Here is an 18,033-nt window from a genome sequence, read left to right on the forward strand (position 1 = left end):
GCTCGAAACATTGATTGAAATACCCTGGATTTGACGTGAACGTTCATACTCAAGCGAAGCGCCCGCGTGACCCGCGACTGGATTTCTTCCGCGGGATCGGCATGTTTATCATCTATGTCGCCCATGTGCCCTGGAACTGGTGGACCCTTTGGATCCCGGCCCGTTTCGGGTTTTCCGATGCGACCGAGATTTTCGTCTTCTGCTCCGGCATGGCGTCAGCCATTGCCTTCGGCAAAATCTTCGATCGTCATGGCTGGGGCATCGGAGCTGCCCGTATCCTGCACCGAATGTGGCAGGTCTACTGGGCGTTTATCGGCCAATTGCTGGTGATTGCCGTTGTCCTGGTGATGATCCACGAAAGCGGTTTCCTAACCAGCTGCTGCGATCTTACGCAGGACTACGTGGTGTCGCTGAACCTTTGGCACCTTTTCGACAATACCAAGGTTGCCCTGCCCGGTATCATGACAATGACCTGGGTGCCGAACTACTTCGACATCCTGCCGATGTATGTGGTTATCCTGGCACTGATCCCCGTGATCATGCTGGTCGCCCGTTATTCCGTGCCTGGTGCCTTCGCGGTTTCAATCGGGCTCTGGCTGGCGTCCCAGTTCGGTTGGCTGGACCTGCCGGCAGAACCGTGGTCAGACCGGGTCTGGTTTTTCAATCCGTTTGCCTGGCAAATGCTGTTCTTCACTGGATTTGCCTTCATGCGCGGCTGGATCCCGGCCCCGCCGGTCAGCCGAAAACTGGTCGTCTTCTGCATTGCGGTTGTTGTCGTCACAATCCCCTTTGCCTATTTCCGGTTCTACGGTGCAAATAACTGGGATTTCGTCTGGGCACGTGAAGTGCGCGAATCCATCCGGCCGCTCTGGGTGAAGACCGAGTTCGGCCTCTTCCGCTATCTCCACTTCCTGGCACTGGCCTATCTCGGCTGGGTGGCGGCCGGAGAACACGGCAAGCGCCTGCTCGGGCACGGTGCCGTGTGGGGCTGGTTCGTCCGGATTGTCCAGAAAGTGGGCCAGCAGTCGCTTGCCGTCTTCATGGCAAGTCTGGTGATCGCCCAGGCCGCCGGTCTGCTGCGCGACATGGTCTGGGGACGCGGCGACTGGATCCCGCAGATCCTGTCAAACCTGTTCGGCTTTGCGGCACTGATTGCGGTCGCCTATGTGGTCGGCTGGTACAAGAGCGAACCCTGGCGCAAACCGCCCAAGGTTCCACCGACCGGCTCCCCCGACATTCCGGCTCCTACACCCAAGGACACCCGGCAAGAGACCCAGAAGTCCTTGTCCAAGTCCAGCGAGCCCGCTTTGTCCTAAAACAAAAACACCGGCCAAAAGGGCCGGTGTTTTTTTGTAAGGCAGGACGTCAGGAGAGTATCGCTTAATGCAGCGATGCCATTTCCAGATCCGCCTCGAACGCGTTGGCAACAGCCGCCTCGCGACTGTCTGCCAGAAGGATAGGCGTGCCGTCTGCGTTCAACAGGGCATAGAGGGTCATGTTGTCATGCAGGGGCGGAACTTCCGGGAACATCTCCCGAAGATCGCTTGCCTTGATTGCCTTGATATAAGCGACATCGCCTGTACCAAGTTCCGTCAGTTCATCGACGGACATGAATTCGGACAGTTGTATGCGGTCTGCCCAGGCCGGGCTATTTGGGTCGTGCATCAGTATTCTCCATCTGTTGGCCGACGAGGGTCTATTCGCCGCTGGAGATTTCTATTTTTCTTATGACACGTTCCGGTTCCGGGCGTGCCAGATCGATGGACAGGAGCCCATCTTTCAGGTCGGCTCCGAGGATCTCGATCCCCTCAGCCAGGACGAACGCCCGTTGGAACTGCCGAGCGGCGATGCCGCGATGCAGATACTGGCGGGATTTGTCATCAACCTGTCTGCCGCGAATGACCAATTGGCTCTCCTCAACGGAGACGTCGAGCTGATCTCTTGTGAAACCAGCCACTGCCAAAGTGATCCGGATTATGTCGCCCTGACCGTCGGTTTTCGGCAGTCTTTCAATATTATAGGGCGGATAACCATCATTGGCAGCCTTGGAAACGCGATCAAGCACACGCTCGATATCGTCGAACCCGAGCATAAACGGGCTAGAAAACGCTGACATGCGTGACATCCTCAAAGTCCTTGTCGAAGCGACCTTGCATCCGGACCCTTACAAAGGCATCCGAACTGGAACCTTTCGGCTCCATTCAGTATTAAATATGGCGACTTGTTAAAATTGATTCAAGGAGGATGGCTTTCTGGCCGTTTTCAGCACGGTTTTCCCGACTTTGTTCACAGGTACTCCAGTTTCAGAAGTGTTTTAGTTGCGGATCCTGCTTCAGAAATCGGGCAAGCGCCGAAACCGCCTGACGCACAAGCGGCTCGTGGCGTTCGTCCTGGTGCATTACCAGCCAACGTTCCGTCTGCAGGCGATCAATGGGCTCTGAAATACGGACAAGATCCTCAAATGCTTCGCCGACAAACATCGGCAGCAGCATGCGCACCTGACCTTTGCGCACCAGCGACAGGGCCAAGGAGGCCTTGTTCACTGTGATGGTAATCTCATCACCGTGATTTTCCTTGAGCCAAAGTCCGGTCGGAAAATGGGCTTCGTCCTCAACAAGCCCGATCCATCCGATCTCGCCATCGGCCGATACGCTTCTCGCCTGATAGGCAGCAAACCTGACCACGCCGATTTTCTGCCCTGCTAGCCATTCCTGCTTTGGGCGTCGGCTTCGGATACCGATATCGATCTGCCTCCGGGCGACGTCCCTATTGTGCGGGTCGGCCAGGAACTCCGGTACCCAAGCCGCGTCCGGCATCCAGAACGCGTCAATATTGTCCATCAACAATCGGGTGGTCCAATCTCCGGCCGAAATCCGGACGCGGCGGCGTGTTCTGCCGCTCTCCCGCCAAGTGGAAATCGAACTGGCGGCCTGATCCATGCCTTCCAGTTGAAGAACCAGCTCTCGCCCCGCTGCGGTCAGCACATAGCCTCGCGCCTCCCGTTCGACCAGCCGGACATTCAGGCTTCTTTCCAATGACGACACCCGCCGACCGAGCGTTGCCGCGCTGACACCCGTTTTTTCTGCGGCACCAGCAAGACCACCTGCCTTCGCAACGGCAAGAAACAGTCTCAAATTTTCCCAATCCAGATTTCGTTTCATTTTTGAAATCTCAATTTCACTTAGAAAACATGCAAATAGCGTCCATCTATGAGAAATTATGCATCAAGCCTTCCATCAAAATCAAATATGAGAGGAAAAGCAGATGCCCTTTCCTTATTCTCTTCAGGACTTGAACACATCCACTCAAGACAAGCTGCGTGCCTGGAACGATCCCCGACGCGACCTGTTTCCCTACCATGACGAGTTTTGGCCGGCGGACCTCCCGGAGCACATTTATTATGAGCAATTAGCGCTAAAACTTCGGCGCCAGAAGCGGATTGAATGGACAACGGCCTTCTTTCGCTTTCACTGGCTTTCAGTGTTCAACCCGTTCGGGAAAACCGCATTTTGGCAACGATCTCTTCTTGAGAACCCGCTGAAGTCTCCAATCCCCCGGCAGAACTTCAAGGTCGGTTGCCCCCAGGACAACAAGCGGCAGGCTGCACCTGGGTCTGTGCAGCCTGGTTCAGATTTCAGTTTGAAGCGTTTGTCATCAGATCGCCGCCATGCGGGTTGTCAATGACCATTTTCCAGGCGCCGTCCGACTGGCGGCGCAACACCGCGATGGACAATCCTTGCCCCTCGATCTTGTTGCCCTCCGGATCAGAGCCGGTCATCTGCCAGGGTGCGATATGAACAGCAATGTCACCTTCCACAATCACTTCGTGACCGGAATAGGAAAACTTCGGTGAAACAGCCGAAATCTGCTCGAAAGCCGCCCTGGCTGCGTCACGGTCCGACACAGGTTCCCCGGGTTGAAACATGATCGTCTGATTGGGCTCGTAGGTCTGCATGACCGTTTCAAGATCTCCGGCTTCGAATGAGCTGGTCATCTTCTGAACGAGCGCGAGAACATCCTGCTGGTCTTGTGTCATTTTTTGAATTCCTTCCGCATATGTGGGTTGAGAAAAAACTGACACGGCAATCAAGCTTGCCGCTGCAAGGGCGTGAATTTGACGTCGCATAGTTCGTCTCCTGAATTTGCTCAGGCAAAGCGGTGCCAGTCCCGCTTGATGCCAAGCTGGTTAAAAGGGATTGAGGTCTGGCGGGTCCGCGCCTAGAGGTTTGGCGACAGAATTCTAGTCAACTGCGAACGGATCTCCTGCGGACATTCATGCTGAGGTACTGTCCCTTGCAGCTTGAAGGTCTTGAGATCGTCAACGACAGCTTCAATCTGCTGTTTCGCGTCCAGATAACTGAGTGGTGATCCCATCGAATTGGGGAACGAACCTTGACGGATGCGCCCCATTTCGATTGCTGCCGGAAGCCGTTTTGCACAGGTGCACTTCGCCTTGTCGCTGATCAGCCCGCAATGACGGGATGTAAATCCATGCACTTCGGTGCGGGCACGCGACAAGCGCTTGCGGTAAGTGGCGGGTGTCAGCTCCAGGACTTCCGATGCTTCAACGTGATCCATTTCCAGGACATCACCGAGCACATAGGCAAGGCGCAGGTCCATCGACAGACAAAGCAGCATTGCCATTGTGCAGGAGACCCGCAACTCATTCAGCATAAGTGCCTGGTCCGGGGCCTCAGGCGGGTCCGCGACGAGACCGGTTTCCAGATCCGCCGCATATATTTCAAATGTCAGACCCATATCCCGCTCACGTATCCTTTTCGCGGACAGCAGATACCGAACAGCGACACTATAGGCCCAGGTCGAAAAGGCGCTTTCACCGCGAAAGGTCGACAGCTTGGTCAGTATCTGGATCAGAATTTCCTGTGTGGCTTCATTCGCGTCCTCCGGGTTCACCAGAATTCGTCTTGCCAGAGTGTGGATCCGGTCCTGAATTCCCACCAGCACAGCTTCCAGCGCCGTCCTGTCCCCGGACTGGGCCGACTTCACGTCCTGAGGAGAAATGTCCCTGACTTTCATTACATGATCCCGTTTTCTGTCGATCTATAGTGTTAGAGGGACTGACGCGGAAATGTGTGACATGTTTTTTTGATCAAGCCTCGACTTGCAGGATCGAAAAAGAAACGTCACTGTTGCGCTCCCCCTTTTCTCCCTTGTTTTTCAGGCACGAGTTTCAGATGACCCGCGACGATTTTGATACCTATTGCAAGCAATTGCCTGCGACCACTCATGTGATTCAGTGGGGCAATGCCTCCGTCTGGAAGGTTGGCGGCAAGATCTTTGCAATCTGCTCCGGCTGGGGAGAAGGCGACCGTCCACGTTTCAGCTTCAAATGCTCCGACATCTCCTATTCCCTGCTCATCCAACAGGAAGGCTTGATTCCGGCACCCTATCTTGCCCGCGCCAAATGGGTGCAGATGGAGGAAGAAGGTGCGCTCTCCGACGAAGACCTGAAAGCCTATATCGAGGCGGCTTACAAAATCATTGCAGGCAAACTGACAAAGAAAGTTCAGAAAGAGCTTGGTCTTGCTGTCTGACTTTTCCGGTAAGTGGCGGTCGCTCTCGCTGCTGATGCTGGCCGAGGTCGCTGGAATGAGCCTGTGGTTCATGTCGGCGGCAATCCTGCCGGACCTGACGCGCGAATTCGAGATTTCCGAATTCCGTCAGGCTGCACTTTCCAGTGCTGTCCAGATCGGCTTCGTCGCCGGAGCTCTTGCTTCCGCGCTACTGGGACTGGCGGACCGGATCGACCCGCGCCGTTTCTTCGCCACTTGCGCCATTCTTGCCGCTCTCTTCAATGCCAGCCTGTTGGTGGTGGAACCCGGTGGTGATGTTTCGATTTTTGCCCGCTTCGTCACCGGCATACTGCTCGCCGGTGTCTATCCCGTCGGAATGAAGATTGCAGTTGGATGGGGCAAGGAAGATCGCGGCCTTCTCGTCGGCACGCTTGTCGGCGCTCTGACACTCGGCTCCGCCGCCCCGCATTTTCTGGCACTTCTGGGTGGAACCGACTGGCGCTGGGCCTTGAGCGTCGCCTCCATTGCCTCGGCGCTTGGGGGTGTTGCATGCCTCTTCACCGGCCTTGGTCCCTTTCATGCCCGGGCCCCACGCATGAAACTGAAGGCGGTTCTGACAGCCTGGACCAACCGGAAAATCCGTTACGCATATTGCGGCTATCTTGGCCACATGTGGGAACTTTATGCCATGTGGGCCTGGATCGGTGTTGCGCTGACAGTGTCATTCTCCGGTCAGATGTCTTCCGACACTGCTCTATCCCTATCCAGGCTGTTTGCGTTTTTGACAATTGCCGCCGGTGGTGTTGCCAGTGTCGTTGCCGGTTTTGTGGCCGACCGCGTCGGCAAAGCCAATATTGCCATTCTGGCCATGTCCGTCAGTGGCAGCGCCGCAATTGCCACTGCACTTACCTTTGGCGGCCCGGCCTGGTTGACGACCCTATGCGTGCTCGTCTGGGGCGCGGCCATTCTGCCGGACTCGGCCCAGTTTTCGGCACTCGTCGCCGACAATTCACCCCCCGATCAGGCCGGCAGCCTGATGACGTTCCAGACCGCCCTCGGCTTCGCCCTGACCTTCTTCACAGTACAGCTGACACCCCTTGCAGCCGACTGGATCAGCTGGCCGGGCGTCTTCGTGATCATGGCCATCGGCCCGGCGCTCGGAATTGTAGGAATGCTGCGGTTGAAACGGCTTTCCTAATTCAACTTAAGGCCGGCTCTGAAGTTCGGCGATCACCGCCCGGCGGAACCCCACATAAATCAGCGCGCCAAATACCAGGTCGAACAGCGCGAAAACCACAAATGGGCCGCCGAAAGACAGAAAGGTGATGACCATCAGCAAGCGTCCGAGAACTGCGACGACATTGGCGTAACGCTGATTGATCGGATCGAGGGCACCGGGGACTTGCATCACCGTCACGAAAATCAGCGTCGCCCCCCAGATCGAGGGCCATTGCGGTCCCATGGTGGTCGGTAGTCCAACCACGCTGAGTGAAAAGCTTGGCAGAAGCAGAAACAAAGCGCCTATGACGATCTGCAGAGCAAGCGCGAGACCGAAGATTCTCCGGTGACGGGAGATGAGCGTTTTGGCCTGGGCCTTGGTTGATCCGATGGAGAGGGAATTCATGTCAGCTCCAATGTTCAGAATGTGAGGAGATAGGCCAGCAGGTCCGCCTTGGCGGTCGCGTCGAGACCGACACCATAGACGTGCCCAGAATTCGAATTGCCGGGCAATCTGGTATCGAAACAATTCGGCATGTCGGGCTCACAGGCAGGCGAGACAAAACCGCCATTGCCGTCAATGACATCGCCACCCCGCAAAAAGGTGGCCGGCCGGTTTTCCGGTGCTTCGAGAAGGTCCGCGAGTGTCGGAACAGAACCGTTGTGTAGATAGGGTCCTCTCAGCCAAAGACCGTCCAACGGTGCATTGGCATAGCCATCAGTTTTGCGGAACCTGCGGAAGGCATGTGGTGTGCCTGCAAACAGCTTTTCTTTCTGCAGATCGGAAAAAGCCTTCGTGTAGCTGTCCAATCGGGCCGGGTCGGTGCCGATTTCACCGATCAGCTCGACGGTTCCAAGCTTCGCCCCCTCGAAGACATAACCTTCACTCCCCTGATAGCCGTGGCAGGCAGCGCATTTGTCCATATAGAGCTCACGCCCACGGACGACCGCTTCGGGGTCCGGCCGGTGAGGGCTTGCCGGTGGTTCGAAATCGGACAACCAGGCTGCGACCCGCTCAATACTGGCGTGGTCTACTGTTTCAGGCGTGACGCCGGCGCCAAGAGCGGCCGACAGATTGCGTTCGGCAAGACTGTCGTTGTTGCCGTCCCAATGCAGTTGCATTCCCTCGCGCGGACCTTGCAGGAAAATTGAGGGAAAATCCGAGGCACCCACGACTTCCGTTTCATCGAGTTCGCTTGCGGCAATGTCAAATTCAAGAACCTTATATGGATTGAACGTGTCCACACGGCCGGGGTTCCAGTCCGGCTGACGTGCAAGCAGGGGGCGAAGGCGAGCGGCCCGGTCCAGCAATCCTTCCCTGAGCCTGGGGAAAACGGCAAAGCGCCAGATTATCTTGTCCAGCGGGTCGAGCCCGACCCCTGCTTCCTCCATCGCCGCCATCAATGGCTCGGGTGCAAGTTTCGGATCACCAGAAACATCAATGACCATTTGTGTGAATTTGCCGAGATCCAGCGTGTTGGCGGGCATTCCTGACGCCAGGTGCGGGTCGCCGCGCTCCTCCAGCCTGTATCGCCCCGTGTGACATACCGCGCAATTGAACCAGACAAGATCCACACCCTGCTGTGTGCGCTCGCTGATCCCAATCGGCAGATCGCGGTCGTCTTCATAAAGAAATCCGAAAGTCGAATAGTCCTTGCGGCCATCGAAATGCTCTGGAAACAGGAAGGGCAAAGCCTTCCAGACCCGATAAGGCAAACCTGACGCCGTTTCCGCCCCGATCGAACCAAAGCGAAAATGATCGTCTATGTCCGCGTAGACCGTCGGACCGGACGACATGAACCGGCCGGCGACAGTGGCCAACAGAATGATCGCCAACAGGAACACGACACCCCAAAGCAGGATCAGCAGCCTCACGATGCGCCCCAGGGGCGACCGGCGGCGACGGGCGAGTTCAGCTTCGACAGCCGTTGGGTAACTCATTGCTGCACCTCCGGAATTTTGAGGTCAGCGCGGGTCGAATAGATCGACATCAATTCATCGATCATTGCTTTGCGAGATGGAAAACGGGCTTCTTCATAACAGCCCATCGGATTTTTGGGCGCATTGACGAGGCATTTGTTGCAATAGGTGCAAGGCCGTTCGGGCACATCTGCCCCGCCGGCCCATTGCTTGACAAGGTCGTTGTTGGCAACAAGCGAGCGCGCAATGGAGACGGCGTCCAGCTCACCCCGTTCCATGGCACCGCGTATGAAGGACGCGTTCTGATACCCTCCCGTTGAAATTACGGGGATGGAGACTGCGTTCCGGATTGCGCGCGCTTCATCCAGACCAACTCCCTCGACCGGGCGGCCTTTCTTCATACGGAACCACATCCAGCGGAATATCGGTCTCAAGGAGGGATAGCGGAACATCAGGAAATTCCGGAACCCGTGAATGCCACTTGAAATCATGGCGTCATAGGTTACCGCCAGAATTTCCAGCGGCAGGTCTCCCGGTGGGTTCAGCGGGTGCGGAAAAAGACTGCCGGTTGAAACGTGAAGCGCATCTGCTCCAAGGGCTTCGCACCATTGCGCCACCTGTATGGTGTCAGCCAGCGTGTTGCCCTTGGATTCCCAAGGCAGGACATTGTTGTGATCGGTCGCCGACAGTTTCACCTGCAGGTGAAAATCTGAGCCAACCGTGTCGCGGATGGCTGCAATTACCTCGAGAAGAAATCGGGCACGGTTGCGCAGGGACCCACCATAGCAGTCCGAGCGATCATTGATTGCCGAAGACAGGAACTGAGTGAAAAGATAGCCGTTGGCCGCGTGCAATTCGATACCGTCAAGTCCTGCTTCCCGGGCTCGCCAGGCAGCGCGCGCAAAGTCGCGCACCATGCGGCGCACTTCTCCCGTCGACATCGCCTCTGTCAGAAAACCGTGCAGTGGCTCCGCTCTGGATGTCGCAGAAGGCGTGCGCCGAAGCTGATTGTGTATTCCAGGCAGATCCATCTGTCTGCCGGAATGGCTGAGCTGAAGGATGTATTTGGCTCCATTTGCCCGCACGGCCTCCCCCAGTTTCGCCCATAGGGGAATGAAGTCGTCCCGGTGAATTGTCGCGTATCCCGCAATGATGCGTCCATCGAGCCGAACGGGCACGTAGGAGGAGATGATGGCGCCAACACCTCCTCTTGCGAACTTACATTCCCAATTGATCCGCGTCTGAGAAAGAGAGCCGTCTTCATTGTCAAACCGACCCGATATATTGGACCGGAACACGCGGTTTTTCACAGTCAGGTTCCGGAAATGCAGGGGCTGGAAAATCGGGTCGGTCACGATTTCCCTCCTGCTGCGATCCAGATCCGGGTGATCATGTGAGGGACAAATGCATGAGCCGGACACCCGCTCCAGGCATCTCGGAGAAAACCGATCGACGGATCCGGACTGCGCAGCTGTGCTTCCGCTACGTTCAGGATGACAAGCGTTCCCGGTCGGACGCGTCCTGCCAGGGTCTCGGCAATCGACGCACCCTGCCGCACGACCCGATCCGGGACAACCAATGCCACCGCGACAACCTGCTCTGCCGGGGTCGACCGGTCGAGCGTGCGCATCGTTTCAAGCGTTTCGGCGAAATTGTGAACGGCAACGCTGATCGCATGTACCCCACTGCGGTCACCTGCCATGGCACGCGACAGCACCCGTTGCGCCTGATCCAGCTTGCCGGTCAATCGCGAAAACAGACTTCTGAACGACGGTGTCCCGAGAGATTGGTTTATGGTCTTCGCAGCTTCCCAGGTCTGGATGTCTGCCGCAAAGTCGGCAACGAAAATTCTTCCGAACAACGTTTGCGCCAGGAGACCGGGGTCTCCCTCGCCCTTCTCGACAAAAGTTGCGCATTGCTCGACCGCGCCGTTCAACGCCGCGTCCAGATCCGGATCTTTCAAACGCTCGACCAGATCCTTGCGCATCGTGCTCCGCTCACCACTGCCTCTTGGCAGGTTGCTTGGCAACGCCCCCTCCGGCGTCTTCAGCGTCTGCGCCAGTCGCCGTCGGATCATTCGAACAAGAAGAGGACCACCTTCGTTGCGGCGATCCAGATCCGGATTGTCCGCAAGGCTGCGTACCAGGGCTGGATCCGACACGCTGATCAGATCGATCAAGCCCGGAATTCTCAGCGACCTCATTGCCCCCGTCTCCAGGGAAAGAAGGCGTTGCGCGCATCGGCAAATGCAGGTGCCAAGGCCGGACAATGCCGCGTCAGCACCGAAGTGAGGGTGTTGTCCTGCACCCAACGGAAACCGGCTTCCGTGTAGATTTCCGGCCGAAAATCATCGGTGAAAAACCTGTCCGACTTCAACCGGCGTGAAGCCATGAGAATGAAGATACGGAAGGCCGTGTCGGAGAACCCGAACCTTGGCGGCTGACCGCGATCAGAGGTGGATTCAGCCAGGCAGCCAACGAGAAGGTCAACGTCTTCGACCTTGCCACCGTAAACTTCCTCCAGTTCCTTCTGCCAAGTCTCGTTGGAGGTGATGTCCGCAAAGGTTTCCGGCACCTTCATGCCGAGTTGCCGGCGGAATTCGGCAAATCGCGGGACCCCCCGCTCCCGGTCACGCAGGATATCAATTGCCGCAAGATCCACGTGGCGCCCGTTTTCCTTGGTCAGATTGCGCAAACCTTCGGGAAAGTTATGCAGGGCAAGCGCGCCGGGATGTTCGGTGGCGAGAGAATAGACCACATCGTCAAACGGCACTTTTTTATAAAGACCGCTCACCTTGCCCTGACTGACACCCGCCAGGTCCGTGTCGAGAATTCCGACGTCATCGCTTGCCTGCCGGAACGAGAATTGGTCCGGCATGAGCGAATGCAGCCTGTAAACGGCGGTGAATTCCTCGGTCATGGCATAGGGCGCACCATGATGGTCCTGAGGCGAACCGGGGATGCCGCTGACCACTTCACTGTCGGACAAACGGCCGAAAGTATTGTAATAGCGCTCCCCCATCAGACCCCAGTAATTTCCGCGCATGGCCATCCGGCCAACGGGACTGTCCATAAGGGCCGGTGTCCATTCGACAGTATGGATCTTGGCGAGAAGCGCTGAAACGACCAGTCTTGCCTTGTCGAACAGCCAGGCGCCGTCCTTGTCCGGATGATCCAGTTTCAAGCGGTCGACAATCGTGTTGTGCTCACGCGTGAACAGGGTGTGCAGGACGGACAGGCCAACCCACCAGTTGCCATTGACACCACTAAGTTCCAGGTTGGGCACGCCTGACGCCTTGTCGATCGGCAGCAAACCCTGTTTGGTCAGCGCGAGTTTTCCATCCGGCAGGATGTCCTTGCCTGTGCCTTTCCGCACCGCTTCCAGACGCTGTTCGGACGAACCATAAATCTGGGATCCGTCCCACCAGTGGGTTTCGGTGTTTATGAAAGCATCGGGCCGGTTCTTGTCTGACGGACCTTCAGGCGCGCGCCGGGTTCTGAGAACCTCCATTTTGCCGTCTGGCCAATCGTCGCCTTCGGGCAACGGTATCTTGAAGGGTTCGGCGTCCTTGTCGTTCTTGCCGTGACTGAGCCAGTCATGAACCATGAACTGGATCCATGCCGCCGCAAGAACGTTGAGATGCGGTACCGGCGTGAATTCCTTGCGCGCAAGCAGGCGGTTGGAAATGAGCCTTGGCGACGGGACCATCAACCTGTCGTCTTCCCGCTCGCCAAAGGCAGATTTCAATGGAACGTTTCGGCCGAACCGGGAATTTGCCATGCCCATCCACGGCCTGCCGAGATCGTTATGGCTGCCTGCCACGGTTCGCGCGCCGACGATATCCGTGTCCGGTGTCGGCGGCGAAGGCGGGTCTGTTTCGGTGTCGATCAGGTTGTTGGCTCTCAAATTGCCGCGGTTGCCCACGACGATTGCCAACGCCAGAACGAAAGGCCATTTAAACCAAACAATATACGGCTCTGTCAGGCGAGCCAGCGATCTGAGAAATAGCATTTTTATTACTCAAATTCTGAAAAAACTCTCCCCCCAATTTTTAATGCTAACCTAACGTAACTTCCTACGCAACCAAAGGAAGTTCAGATAAAACTCTGATACCTATCATTGTTGCATTTAAGTAAAATTGCGGAGACTTTCCAAGCCAGGATCAGAGAGGTTGGGAAGCACATTTTCAGGCCGGCGCCAATCATTGAGCGCGATGCAAGTTCACCGTCTAGTTCATGTTCCTTCAGGGCACCTTGCACAGTCTGGCGCAGCTCCCATGTCGAACTTGCTGCCGGCTAGTTGCCGGTCATCACCAGCTCAAATTTCGAATACCCAAAGTCCTGCCCGTTGATCCTGAGGCCGATTGCCTGTGTGCCTCCGTAGTAGACCCGGGTCGTGATCGGCCTGATAGCATGCTCGCGCGACAGCGACAGGGTCTGTCCGGGCGCCAGCTTCACCTTGGTCCATTTAAAGACCTTGGGCGACAAAGACCCGTTCGCCTTCTTGAAGTGAACCAGATAGTCGATCACCAGATCCTGAGGCTGTGGGCTTTTTGATCGAATTTCGACCTGAAAGGCCACGGAGCTGCCATAGGTAACCGTCCTGGTCGTCACTTCCGGCCCGGCGACGGCGATTTCGGGCGGTTTGAGGCCGAAGGCTTCCAGAGTTGCCTTATGTCCCTGCTTGATCAAGGACCGACAGGCATGACGCACCAGTTTTTCGCGAGGTTTGTCCGCCCCTTTCAGCCATCGCGCGGCAATTTCGGCAACCAGGTCCGGATGATCCTTGGCGATGTCGTTCAGGTGATTGGCAACAGACCGGCGCACATATTCTTCAGGATCGTCCTTCAACGCTTCCAGAAGCGGCAGGGTCGGGGTCGGGTCTTCGACCAATTGGTTCAAACGCATGCCCCAGGGCAAGCGCGGCCGCGTACCTTCGGACACCAGACGTCGGACATGAACGCTCGGGTCGTTCACCCAGGGAGCCATGATCTCAAGGGCGCGGGACTGATCTTTGGCCAGAAACGGTCTGACTTCGAACTCTGCGGTCGCCCGCTTGGTCATTTCCTTCAGAAGCGCAAAAGAACTGTCAAAATCCCCAAGACCGTAGTCTGTGACGACCATTCCCAACGGCATCATGCCCCAACCGCGAATACCTTGACCATCGCTTGCCCGGTCGACACCTTCATTTTCAACCGGGTGCAGAATGGCGAGGAGAATTCGAAACTTTTCGGGAAGCGCTTCGGGTAGAGCCCTGCCGGTTTCATCGGCAATCAGCCTGGCCCTTTGTTTCAGTTCAAGATCATGCAACTTCGACAGGATCGCGGCCTCATACGCTGCCCGATCAAAATCAGGCAGGTGACGCCCCAGAAGGCAGCCAAGATTTTGCACAAGGTCGGGTGAGATGTTGTTTTTAAATGGCTCCATCAGTGCAATCCCTCGTGCATATTCAGCGGTTGCCTTTGGTGTGCCAGAGTGGTCCTCACAGTCCTAGTCCACTTGATGTCACTTCCTGACAAGCACTGTCAGGAGACTTCCTTAAAGCCACAAAAAAGCCACCCCGGTTTCCCGGAGTGGCTGTCCAGGGGTGGGCAGCACCCTCGTTCGCCGCCCGTCCCTATTCCGTGTCCCGGCCTCAGTCGACCCGGCGACCGGTGTCGGCATCAAAGAAATGCACGTTCTCGGCTGCCGCCTTGAGATACATTTTTTCACCCGGCTCGTGATGCGCATGGCTGGAAACCCTGATCACGATTTCCTGGCCACCGTTCGGGAAGCTCGCGTAGACGTAGCTCTCGGCGCCGACCGGCTCAAGAACGTCGACATTGACTTCCAAAGCGATGCCATCGTCCGATGGCGGACTGTCGACGACTTCCAGATGCTCCGGCCGGATACCGACGATATAGCTGTCTCTGCCCATTGTGTTGGCACCAGACAGACCTTCGCCCGCTTCCAGAGCAAGGCCGCTGCCATTCGTCTTTACGTTCAAAAGGTTCATTGCCGGCGAACCGATAAAGCTTGCCACGAAGGTGGAGGCAGGCTTGTCATAGACATCGATCGGCGCACCGATCTGCTCGATATTACCACCGTTCAGGACCACCAGGCGGTCCGCCAGGGTCATGGCTTCCAGCTGATCGTGGGTCACATAAACGCTGGTGGTACCGAGCGACTGCTGAAGTCGCTTGATTTCAACACGCATTTGAACGCGCAGTTTGGCATCCAGATTGGACAGCGGTTCATCGAAAAGGAAGGCCGCCGGTTCGCGGACAATCGCCCGGCCCATGGCAACACGCTGGCGCTGACCACCCGAGAGAGCTCTCGGCTTGCGGTCGAGATATTCGCCGATTTCCAGAATGCGCGCCGCTTCCTTTACACGCCGGTCGATCTCGTCTTTGGCCATGCCCCGGTTTTTGAGGCCATATGCCAGATTGTTGTAGACCGTCATATGCGGGTAAAGCGCATAGTTCTGGAACACCATGGCGATGTCCCGGTCTGCCGGATCGACATTGTTCACCATGCGATCGCCGATCTTGACTTCGCCGGTGGTGATGTCTTCCAGGCCTGCGACCATGCGCAACAGGGTTGACTTACCACAGCCGGACGGGCCGACCAGAACAATGAATTCGCCGTCGGCAATATCGATGGAGACGCCTTTGACCGCCTCCACATTGCCTGCATACACCTTTCGGACGGTGTCGAGAGTAATCGTTGCCATTTAAAACCTCACTTATCGCTCTCGACGAGCCCTTTAACAAACCAGCTTTGGAAGACCACCACGATGAGAACCGGCGGCACAATGGCGAGAATGGCCAGCGCCATGGCTTCGTTGAATGCCGGGATCTGCGCACCCACCCAGACCTGCAGGATCTGCTTGATGCCGCGGACCAGAGTGAACAGACTTTCGTCGGTGGTGATCAGGGTCGGCCAGAGATACTGGTTCCAACCGTAAACAAACATGATGATGAAGATGGCCGCGATCATTGTCTGGGACAGCGGCACCAGGATATCCTTGAAGAATTTCCAGGGACCCGCACCATCAATACGCGCCGCTTCCAGGAGCTCTTCGGGAACAGACATAAAGAACTGCCGGAAGAAGAAGGTGCCGGTGGCGGATGCGATCAGCGGCACGATCAGACCCGAATAGGTGTTCACCATGCCAAGCGACTGCACGATTTCGTAAGACGGCAAAATGCGCACTTCAAGCGGCAGCAGCAGCGTTGCAAAAATCACCCAGAAACACAGCGATGCCATAGGGAAACGGAAATAGACAATTGCGTATGCTGCCAGCATCGAAATGATGATCTTGCCGATGGCGAAGCCAAAGCCCAGGATCATCGAGTTTTTCAACATGACGAAACCATCGACTTCCTTGGTAAAGCCGCCTGCCTGAAACAGAACGGTTTCGTAGTTTTCAAGAAACTTGCCGCCCGGAAGAAACTGTACGCCTTCCTTGTAGACCGTGATGGCGTCGTGGGTGCTGGTCATCAAGGTCAGCACGACCGGTGTCACCATGAAGAATACGCCGGCTAGCAGGATGACATGATCCCAGATCTGAATTTTTTTCATCACCGCCTCCTTACGTGTAGTGCACGCGCCGCTCGATAAGGCGGAACTGAATGATTGTCAGAATGAACACCATCGCCATCAGAATGACCGACTGTGCCGAAGACCCGCCGAGATCGTTGCCGCGGAAGCCGTCGAGATAGACCTTGTAGACAAGCGTCACGGGGTTGTTGCCCGGCTCGTTCTTCACGATCACGTCGACGATACCGAACGTGTCGAAGAAGGCGTAGGTGATGTTGATGATCAGCAGGAAGAAGCCTGTGGGAGCCAGCAGCGGGAACGTCACGGTCCAGAATCGGCGCAGTCCGGAACGGCAATCGATGCTGGCAGCTTCCTGAACCGACTTTGAAATACCCTGCAGGCCGGAAAGGAAAAAGATGAAGTTGACCGGGATCTGCTTCCAGACCGAGGTCACGATCATCGCGAAACTGGTGTCAAAGTAGTCCACGCCGATTTGCATTTTCCAGCCGAACATGGCGAAAAAATCAACAATCGGACCGACATGCTGATCGAACAGAAGGACACCGATCAGACCGGCAACCGGGGGTGCGACCGCGTAGACCCACATCAGCAGCGTCTTGTAGCTGGAGGCTCCCCGCAGGACCTTGTCGGCCTTGACGGCCAAAAGCAGGGCGATCCCCAGTGACAGGAAGGTCACGAAGAAGGTGAAGACAGCGGTAAAGCGCGCCACGCGACCGTAGTCGGTCGAGGTCACCGTGTCGGTGAAATTGTCCAGACCGACAAAGGTCGAGCCGAAACCGAACGGGTCTTCCAGGTAGAAGGAGGACCGGACGGCTTCCGCCGCAGGCCAAAGGAAGAAGATTGTCACGATGGCAAGCTGCGGAAGGAGCAGCAGGTAGGGTAGCCACCGGGACTGAAACTGAACTTTTTTCATTATTGCGTTTCTCGACCACCGGAACCGGGAAAGCGGACTGCCAGTAAACCGGTCAGTCCGCTCAATCTTCAAGGAAACGGGGACGCGTTGCGCCCCCGTTTTAGAAAGTCAGCTTAGTTGCTGGTGGTCTTTGAGAAACGCTCCAGAAGCTTGTTGCCGTCCGCTTCAATGGTTGCGAAGGCATCTTCAACGGAGGTTTCACCAGACATGATCTTACCGTATTCGCGGTTCATGACGTCGCGAATCTGGACGTAGAAGCCCATGCGGTAACCTTTGGTCCATTCACCACCCGGCAGGGTCAGCTGCTTGATGCCGACTTCGGCAGCCGGAGTGCTTTCATAGTAGCCGTCTTTCTTGGCCACTTCGTAAGCAGCATTGGTGATCGGCACATAACCGGTTTCCTTGTGCCACATGTACTGCACTTCCGGAGATGTCAGGTATTCGAAGAAAGAAGCCACACACTTGTTTTCTTCGTCCGGCTTGCCGGCCATGGAGAACAGGGCCGCACCACCGATGAAGGTGCCGGTGCCTGCGCCGTCAACAGCGTCCCAGTAAGGCAGGTAGGTCGCGGAGAACGGGAACTCAACGGTCTTGGAGATGCCGCCGAAAGACCCCGAGGAACCGAGCCACATGGCAACCTTGCCTTCGTTGAACGGTGTCTGGTTGTCGCCCCAGCCGGTGCCGTAATAACCGAACAGGCCATCGTCCAGCCAGCCTTTGACGGCGGTGAAGTGGTTCTTGATCGGCTCACCGAAAACCAGCGTGGTGTCCTTGGCCCCATCGTAACCGTTGTTGTTGGTTGCAAACTGCAGGTTATGACGGGACTTGAAGTTCTCGGTGAAGATCCACGGCAGGTGAGACTGAGCGAGCGGCACGTAGCCGGCTTCTTTCAGCTTCGGAGCGATTT

18 protein-coding genes are annotated in these 18,033 nt (G+C 56.6%); 3 read left to right on the forward strand and 15 right to left on the reverse strand.

Annotation, left to right across the window (positions count from 1 at the left end; genetic code table 11):
* Nucleotides 1-35 precede the first annotated feature (35 nt).
* On the forward strand, nucleotides 36-1,316 hold the full coding sequence (locus tag K5905_RS01460) for an OpgC family protein (RefSeq protein ID WP_297579386.1): 1,281 nt from the start codon (nucleotides 36-38) through the stop codon (nucleotides 1,314-1,316).
* 64 nt (nucleotides 1,317-1,380) lie between these two features.
* Here the strand turns inward: K5905_RS01460 and K5905_RS01465 are convergent, their stop codons facing one another.
* The 5 genes from K5905_RS01465 to K5905_RS01485 all read right to left on the reverse strand — a co-directional run bounded on the left by K5905_RS01465 (nucleotide 1,381) and on the right by K5905_RS01485 (nucleotide 5,037).
* Entirely contained in the window at nucleotides 1,381-1,665 is a 285-nt protein-coding gene (locus K5905_RS01465; protein WP_297579389.1) for a DUF1150 domain-containing protein, read from the reverse strand.
* Between the two features lie 31 nt (nucleotides 1,666-1,696).
* Nucleotides 1,697-2,125 (reverse strand): Hsp20 family protein, encoded by a 429-nt coding sequence (locus K5905_RS01470; protein ID WP_297579392.1) that lies wholly within the window; start codon nucleotides 2,123-2,125, stop codon nucleotides 1,697-1,699.
* 178 nt (nucleotides 2,126-2,303) lie between these two features.
* Complete coding sequence (locus tag K5905_RS01475; RefSeq protein ID WP_297579395.1) at nucleotides 2,304-3,161, reverse strand: LysR family transcriptional regulator; 858 nt, start codon at nucleotides 3,159-3,161, stop codon at nucleotides 2,304-2,306.
* Between the two features lie 473 nt (nucleotides 3,162-3,634).
* Entirely contained in the window at nucleotides 3,635-4,036 is a 402-nt protein-coding gene (locus tag K5905_RS01480; protein ID WP_297579398.1) for a DUF4440 domain-containing protein, read from the reverse strand.
* A gap of 182 nt (nucleotides 4,037-4,218) precedes the next feature.
* A complete protein-coding gene (locus K5905_RS01485) occupies nucleotides 4,219-5,037 on the reverse strand; it encodes an RNA polymerase sigma factor (RefSeq protein WP_297579401.1) in 819 nt (272 codons plus the stop codon).
* Nucleotides 5,038-5,195: 158 nt separating this feature from the next.
* Here K5905_RS01485 and K5905_RS01490 point away from each other — a divergent pair, with 158 nt between their 5' ends.
* Nucleotides 5,196-5,555, forward strand: coding sequence for an MmcQ/YjbR family DNA-binding protein (locus K5905_RS01490; protein WP_297579404.1), 360 nt, complete (start codon nucleotides 5,196-5,198; stop codon nucleotides 5,553-5,555).
* Nucleotides 5,545-6,732: a nitrate/nitrite transporter gene (locus K5905_RS01495; protein WP_297579439.1), complete on the forward strand. Its 1,188-nt coding sequence runs from the start codon at nucleotides 5,545-5,547 to the stop codon at nucleotides 6,730-6,732. The genes K5905_RS01490 and K5905_RS01495 overlap by 11 nt, the downstream gene beginning before the upstream one ends.
* Before the next feature lie 6 nt (nucleotides 6,733-6,738).
* Here K5905_RS01495 and K5905_RS01500 read toward each other — a convergent pair whose 3' ends face one another.
* The 10 genes from K5905_RS01500 to K5905_RS01545 form a co-directional block, all read right to left on the reverse strand.
* The gene (locus tag K5905_RS01500; RefSeq protein ID WP_297579443.1) at nucleotides 6,739-7,158 is read right to left on the reverse strand and encodes a hypothetical protein; all 420 of its coding nucleotides are present in this window, start codon (nucleotides 7,156-7,158) and stop codon (nucleotides 6,739-6,741) included.
* Between the two features lie 14 nt (nucleotides 7,159-7,172).
* Nucleotides 7,173-8,693: a cytochrome c gene (locus K5905_RS01505; RefSeq protein ID WP_297579446.1), complete on the reverse strand. Its 1,521-nt coding sequence runs from the start codon at nucleotides 8,691-8,693 to the stop codon at nucleotides 7,173-7,175.
* Nucleotides 8,690-10,027, reverse strand: a complete 1,338-nt coding sequence (locus K5905_RS01510) for an NADH:flavin oxidoreductase (RefSeq protein WP_297579448.1) — start codon at nucleotides 10,025-10,027, stop codon at nucleotides 8,690-8,692. The genes K5905_RS01505 and K5905_RS01510 overlap by 4 nt, the downstream gene beginning before the upstream one ends.
* A complete protein-coding gene (locus K5905_RS01515; RefSeq protein ID WP_297579450.1) occupies nucleotides 10,024-10,875 on the reverse strand; it encodes a hypothetical protein in 852 nt (283 codons plus the stop codon). The genes K5905_RS01510 and K5905_RS01515 overlap by 4 nt, the downstream gene beginning before the upstream one ends.
* Nucleotides 10,872-12,683 carry a peroxidase family protein gene (locus K5905_RS01520; RefSeq protein WP_297579452.1) on the reverse strand — a complete coding sequence of 604 codons (1,812 nt, stop codon included), beginning with the start codon at nucleotides 12,681-12,683 and terminating at the stop codon, nucleotides 10,872-10,874. The genes K5905_RS01515 and K5905_RS01520 overlap by 4 nt, the downstream gene beginning before the upstream one ends.
* A 284-nt stretch (nucleotides 12,684-12,967) precedes the next feature.
* A complete protein-coding gene (locus K5905_RS01525) occupies nucleotides 12,968-14,098 on the reverse strand; it encodes a DNA alkylation repair protein (protein WP_297579454.1) in 1,131 nt (376 codons plus the stop codon).
* 208 nt (nucleotides 14,099-14,306) lie between these two features.
* Nucleotides 14,307-15,383: a sn-glycerol-3-phosphate import ATP-binding protein UgpC gene (locus K5905_RS01530; RefSeq protein ID WP_297579457.1), complete on the reverse strand. Its 1,077-nt coding sequence runs from the start codon at nucleotides 15,381-15,383 to the stop codon at nucleotides 14,307-14,309.
* Between the two features lie 8 nt (nucleotides 15,384-15,391).
* Nucleotides 15,392-16,234 carry a sn-glycerol-3-phosphate ABC transporter permease UgpE gene (gene ugpE / locus K5905_RS01535; protein ID WP_297579461.1) on the reverse strand — a complete coding sequence of 281 codons (843 nt, stop codon included), beginning with the start codon at nucleotides 16,232-16,234 and terminating at the stop codon, nucleotides 15,392-15,394.
* Between the two features lie 10 nt (nucleotides 16,235-16,244).
* Nucleotides 16,245-17,126: an ABC transporter permease subunit gene (locus K5905_RS01540; RefSeq protein WP_297579463.1), complete on the reverse strand. Its 882-nt coding sequence runs from the start codon at nucleotides 17,124-17,126 to the stop codon at nucleotides 16,245-16,247.
* Nucleotides 17,127-17,239: 113 nt separating this feature from the next.
* Nucleotides 17,240-18,033 (reverse strand): extracellular solute-binding protein (locus tag K5905_RS01545; RefSeq protein ID WP_297579466.1); only part of this gene is annotated, 794 nt, incomplete at its 5' end.

This window comes from Roseibium sp. (genome assembly GCF_025698965.1).
Lineage (GTDB): Bacteria > Pseudomonadota > Alphaproteobacteria > Rhizobiales > Stappiaceae > Roseibium.

What these genes read in the sequence shown, in the direction of transcription:
- K5905_RS01505 (WP_297579446.1), bottom strand. Translation starts at nt 8,693, where the DNA reads ATGAGTTACCCAACGGCTGTCGAAGCTGAACTCGCCCGTCGCCGCCGG.
- K5905_RS01500 (WP_297579443.1), bottom strand. Translation starts at nt 7,158, where the DNA reads ATGAATTCCCTCTCCATCGGATCAACCAAGGCCCAGGCCAAAACGCTC.
- K5905_RS01515 (WP_297579450.1), bottom strand. Translation starts at nt 10,875, where the DNA reads ATGAGGTCGCTGAGAATTCCGGGCTTGATCGATCTGATCAGCGTGTCG.
- K5905_RS01475 (WP_297579395.1), bottom strand. Translation starts at nt 3,161, where the DNA reads ATGAAACGAAATCTGGATTGGGAAAATTTGAGACTGTTTCTTGCCGTT.
- K5905_RS01525 (WP_297579454.1), bottom strand. Translation starts at nt 14,098, where the DNA reads ATGGAGCCATTTAAAAACAACATCTCACCCGACCTTGTGCAAAATCTT.
- K5905_RS01480 (WP_297579398.1), bottom strand. Translation starts at nt 4,036, where the DNA reads ATGACACAAGACCAGCAGGATGTTCTCGCGCTCGTTCAGAAGATGACC.
- K5905_RS01490 (WP_297579404.1), top strand. Translation starts at nt 5,196, where the DNA reads ATGACCCGCGACGATTTTGATACCTATTGCAAGCAATTGCCTGCGACC.
- ugpE (WP_297579461.1), bottom strand. Translation starts at nt 16,234, where the DNA reads ATGAAAAAAATTCAGATCTGGGATCATGTCATCCTGCTAGCCGGCGTA.
- K5905_RS01530 (WP_297579457.1), bottom strand. Translation starts at nt 15,383, where the DNA reads ATGGCAACGATTACTCTCGACACCGTCCGAAAGGTGTATGCAGGCAAT.
- K5905_RS01465 (WP_297579389.1), bottom strand. Translation starts at nt 1,665, where the DNA reads ATGCACGACCCAAATAGCCCGGCCTGGGCAGACCGCATACAACTGTCC.
- K5905_RS01540 (WP_297579463.1), bottom strand. Translation starts at nt 17,126, where the DNA reads ATGAAAAAAGTTCAGTTTCAGTCCCGGTGGCTACCCTACCTGCTGCTC.
- K5905_RS01485 (WP_297579401.1), bottom strand. Translation starts at nt 5,037, where the DNA reads ATGAAAGTCAGGGACATTTCTCCTCAGGACGTGAAGTCGGCCCAGTCC.
- K5905_RS01520 (WP_297579452.1), bottom strand. Translation starts at nt 12,683, where the DNA reads ATGCTATTTCTCAGATCGCTGGCTCGCCTGACAGAGCCGTATATTGTT.
- K5905_RS01470 (WP_297579392.1), bottom strand. Translation starts at nt 2,125, where the DNA reads ATGTCACGCATGTCAGCGTTTTCTAGCCCGTTTATGCTCGGGTTCGAC.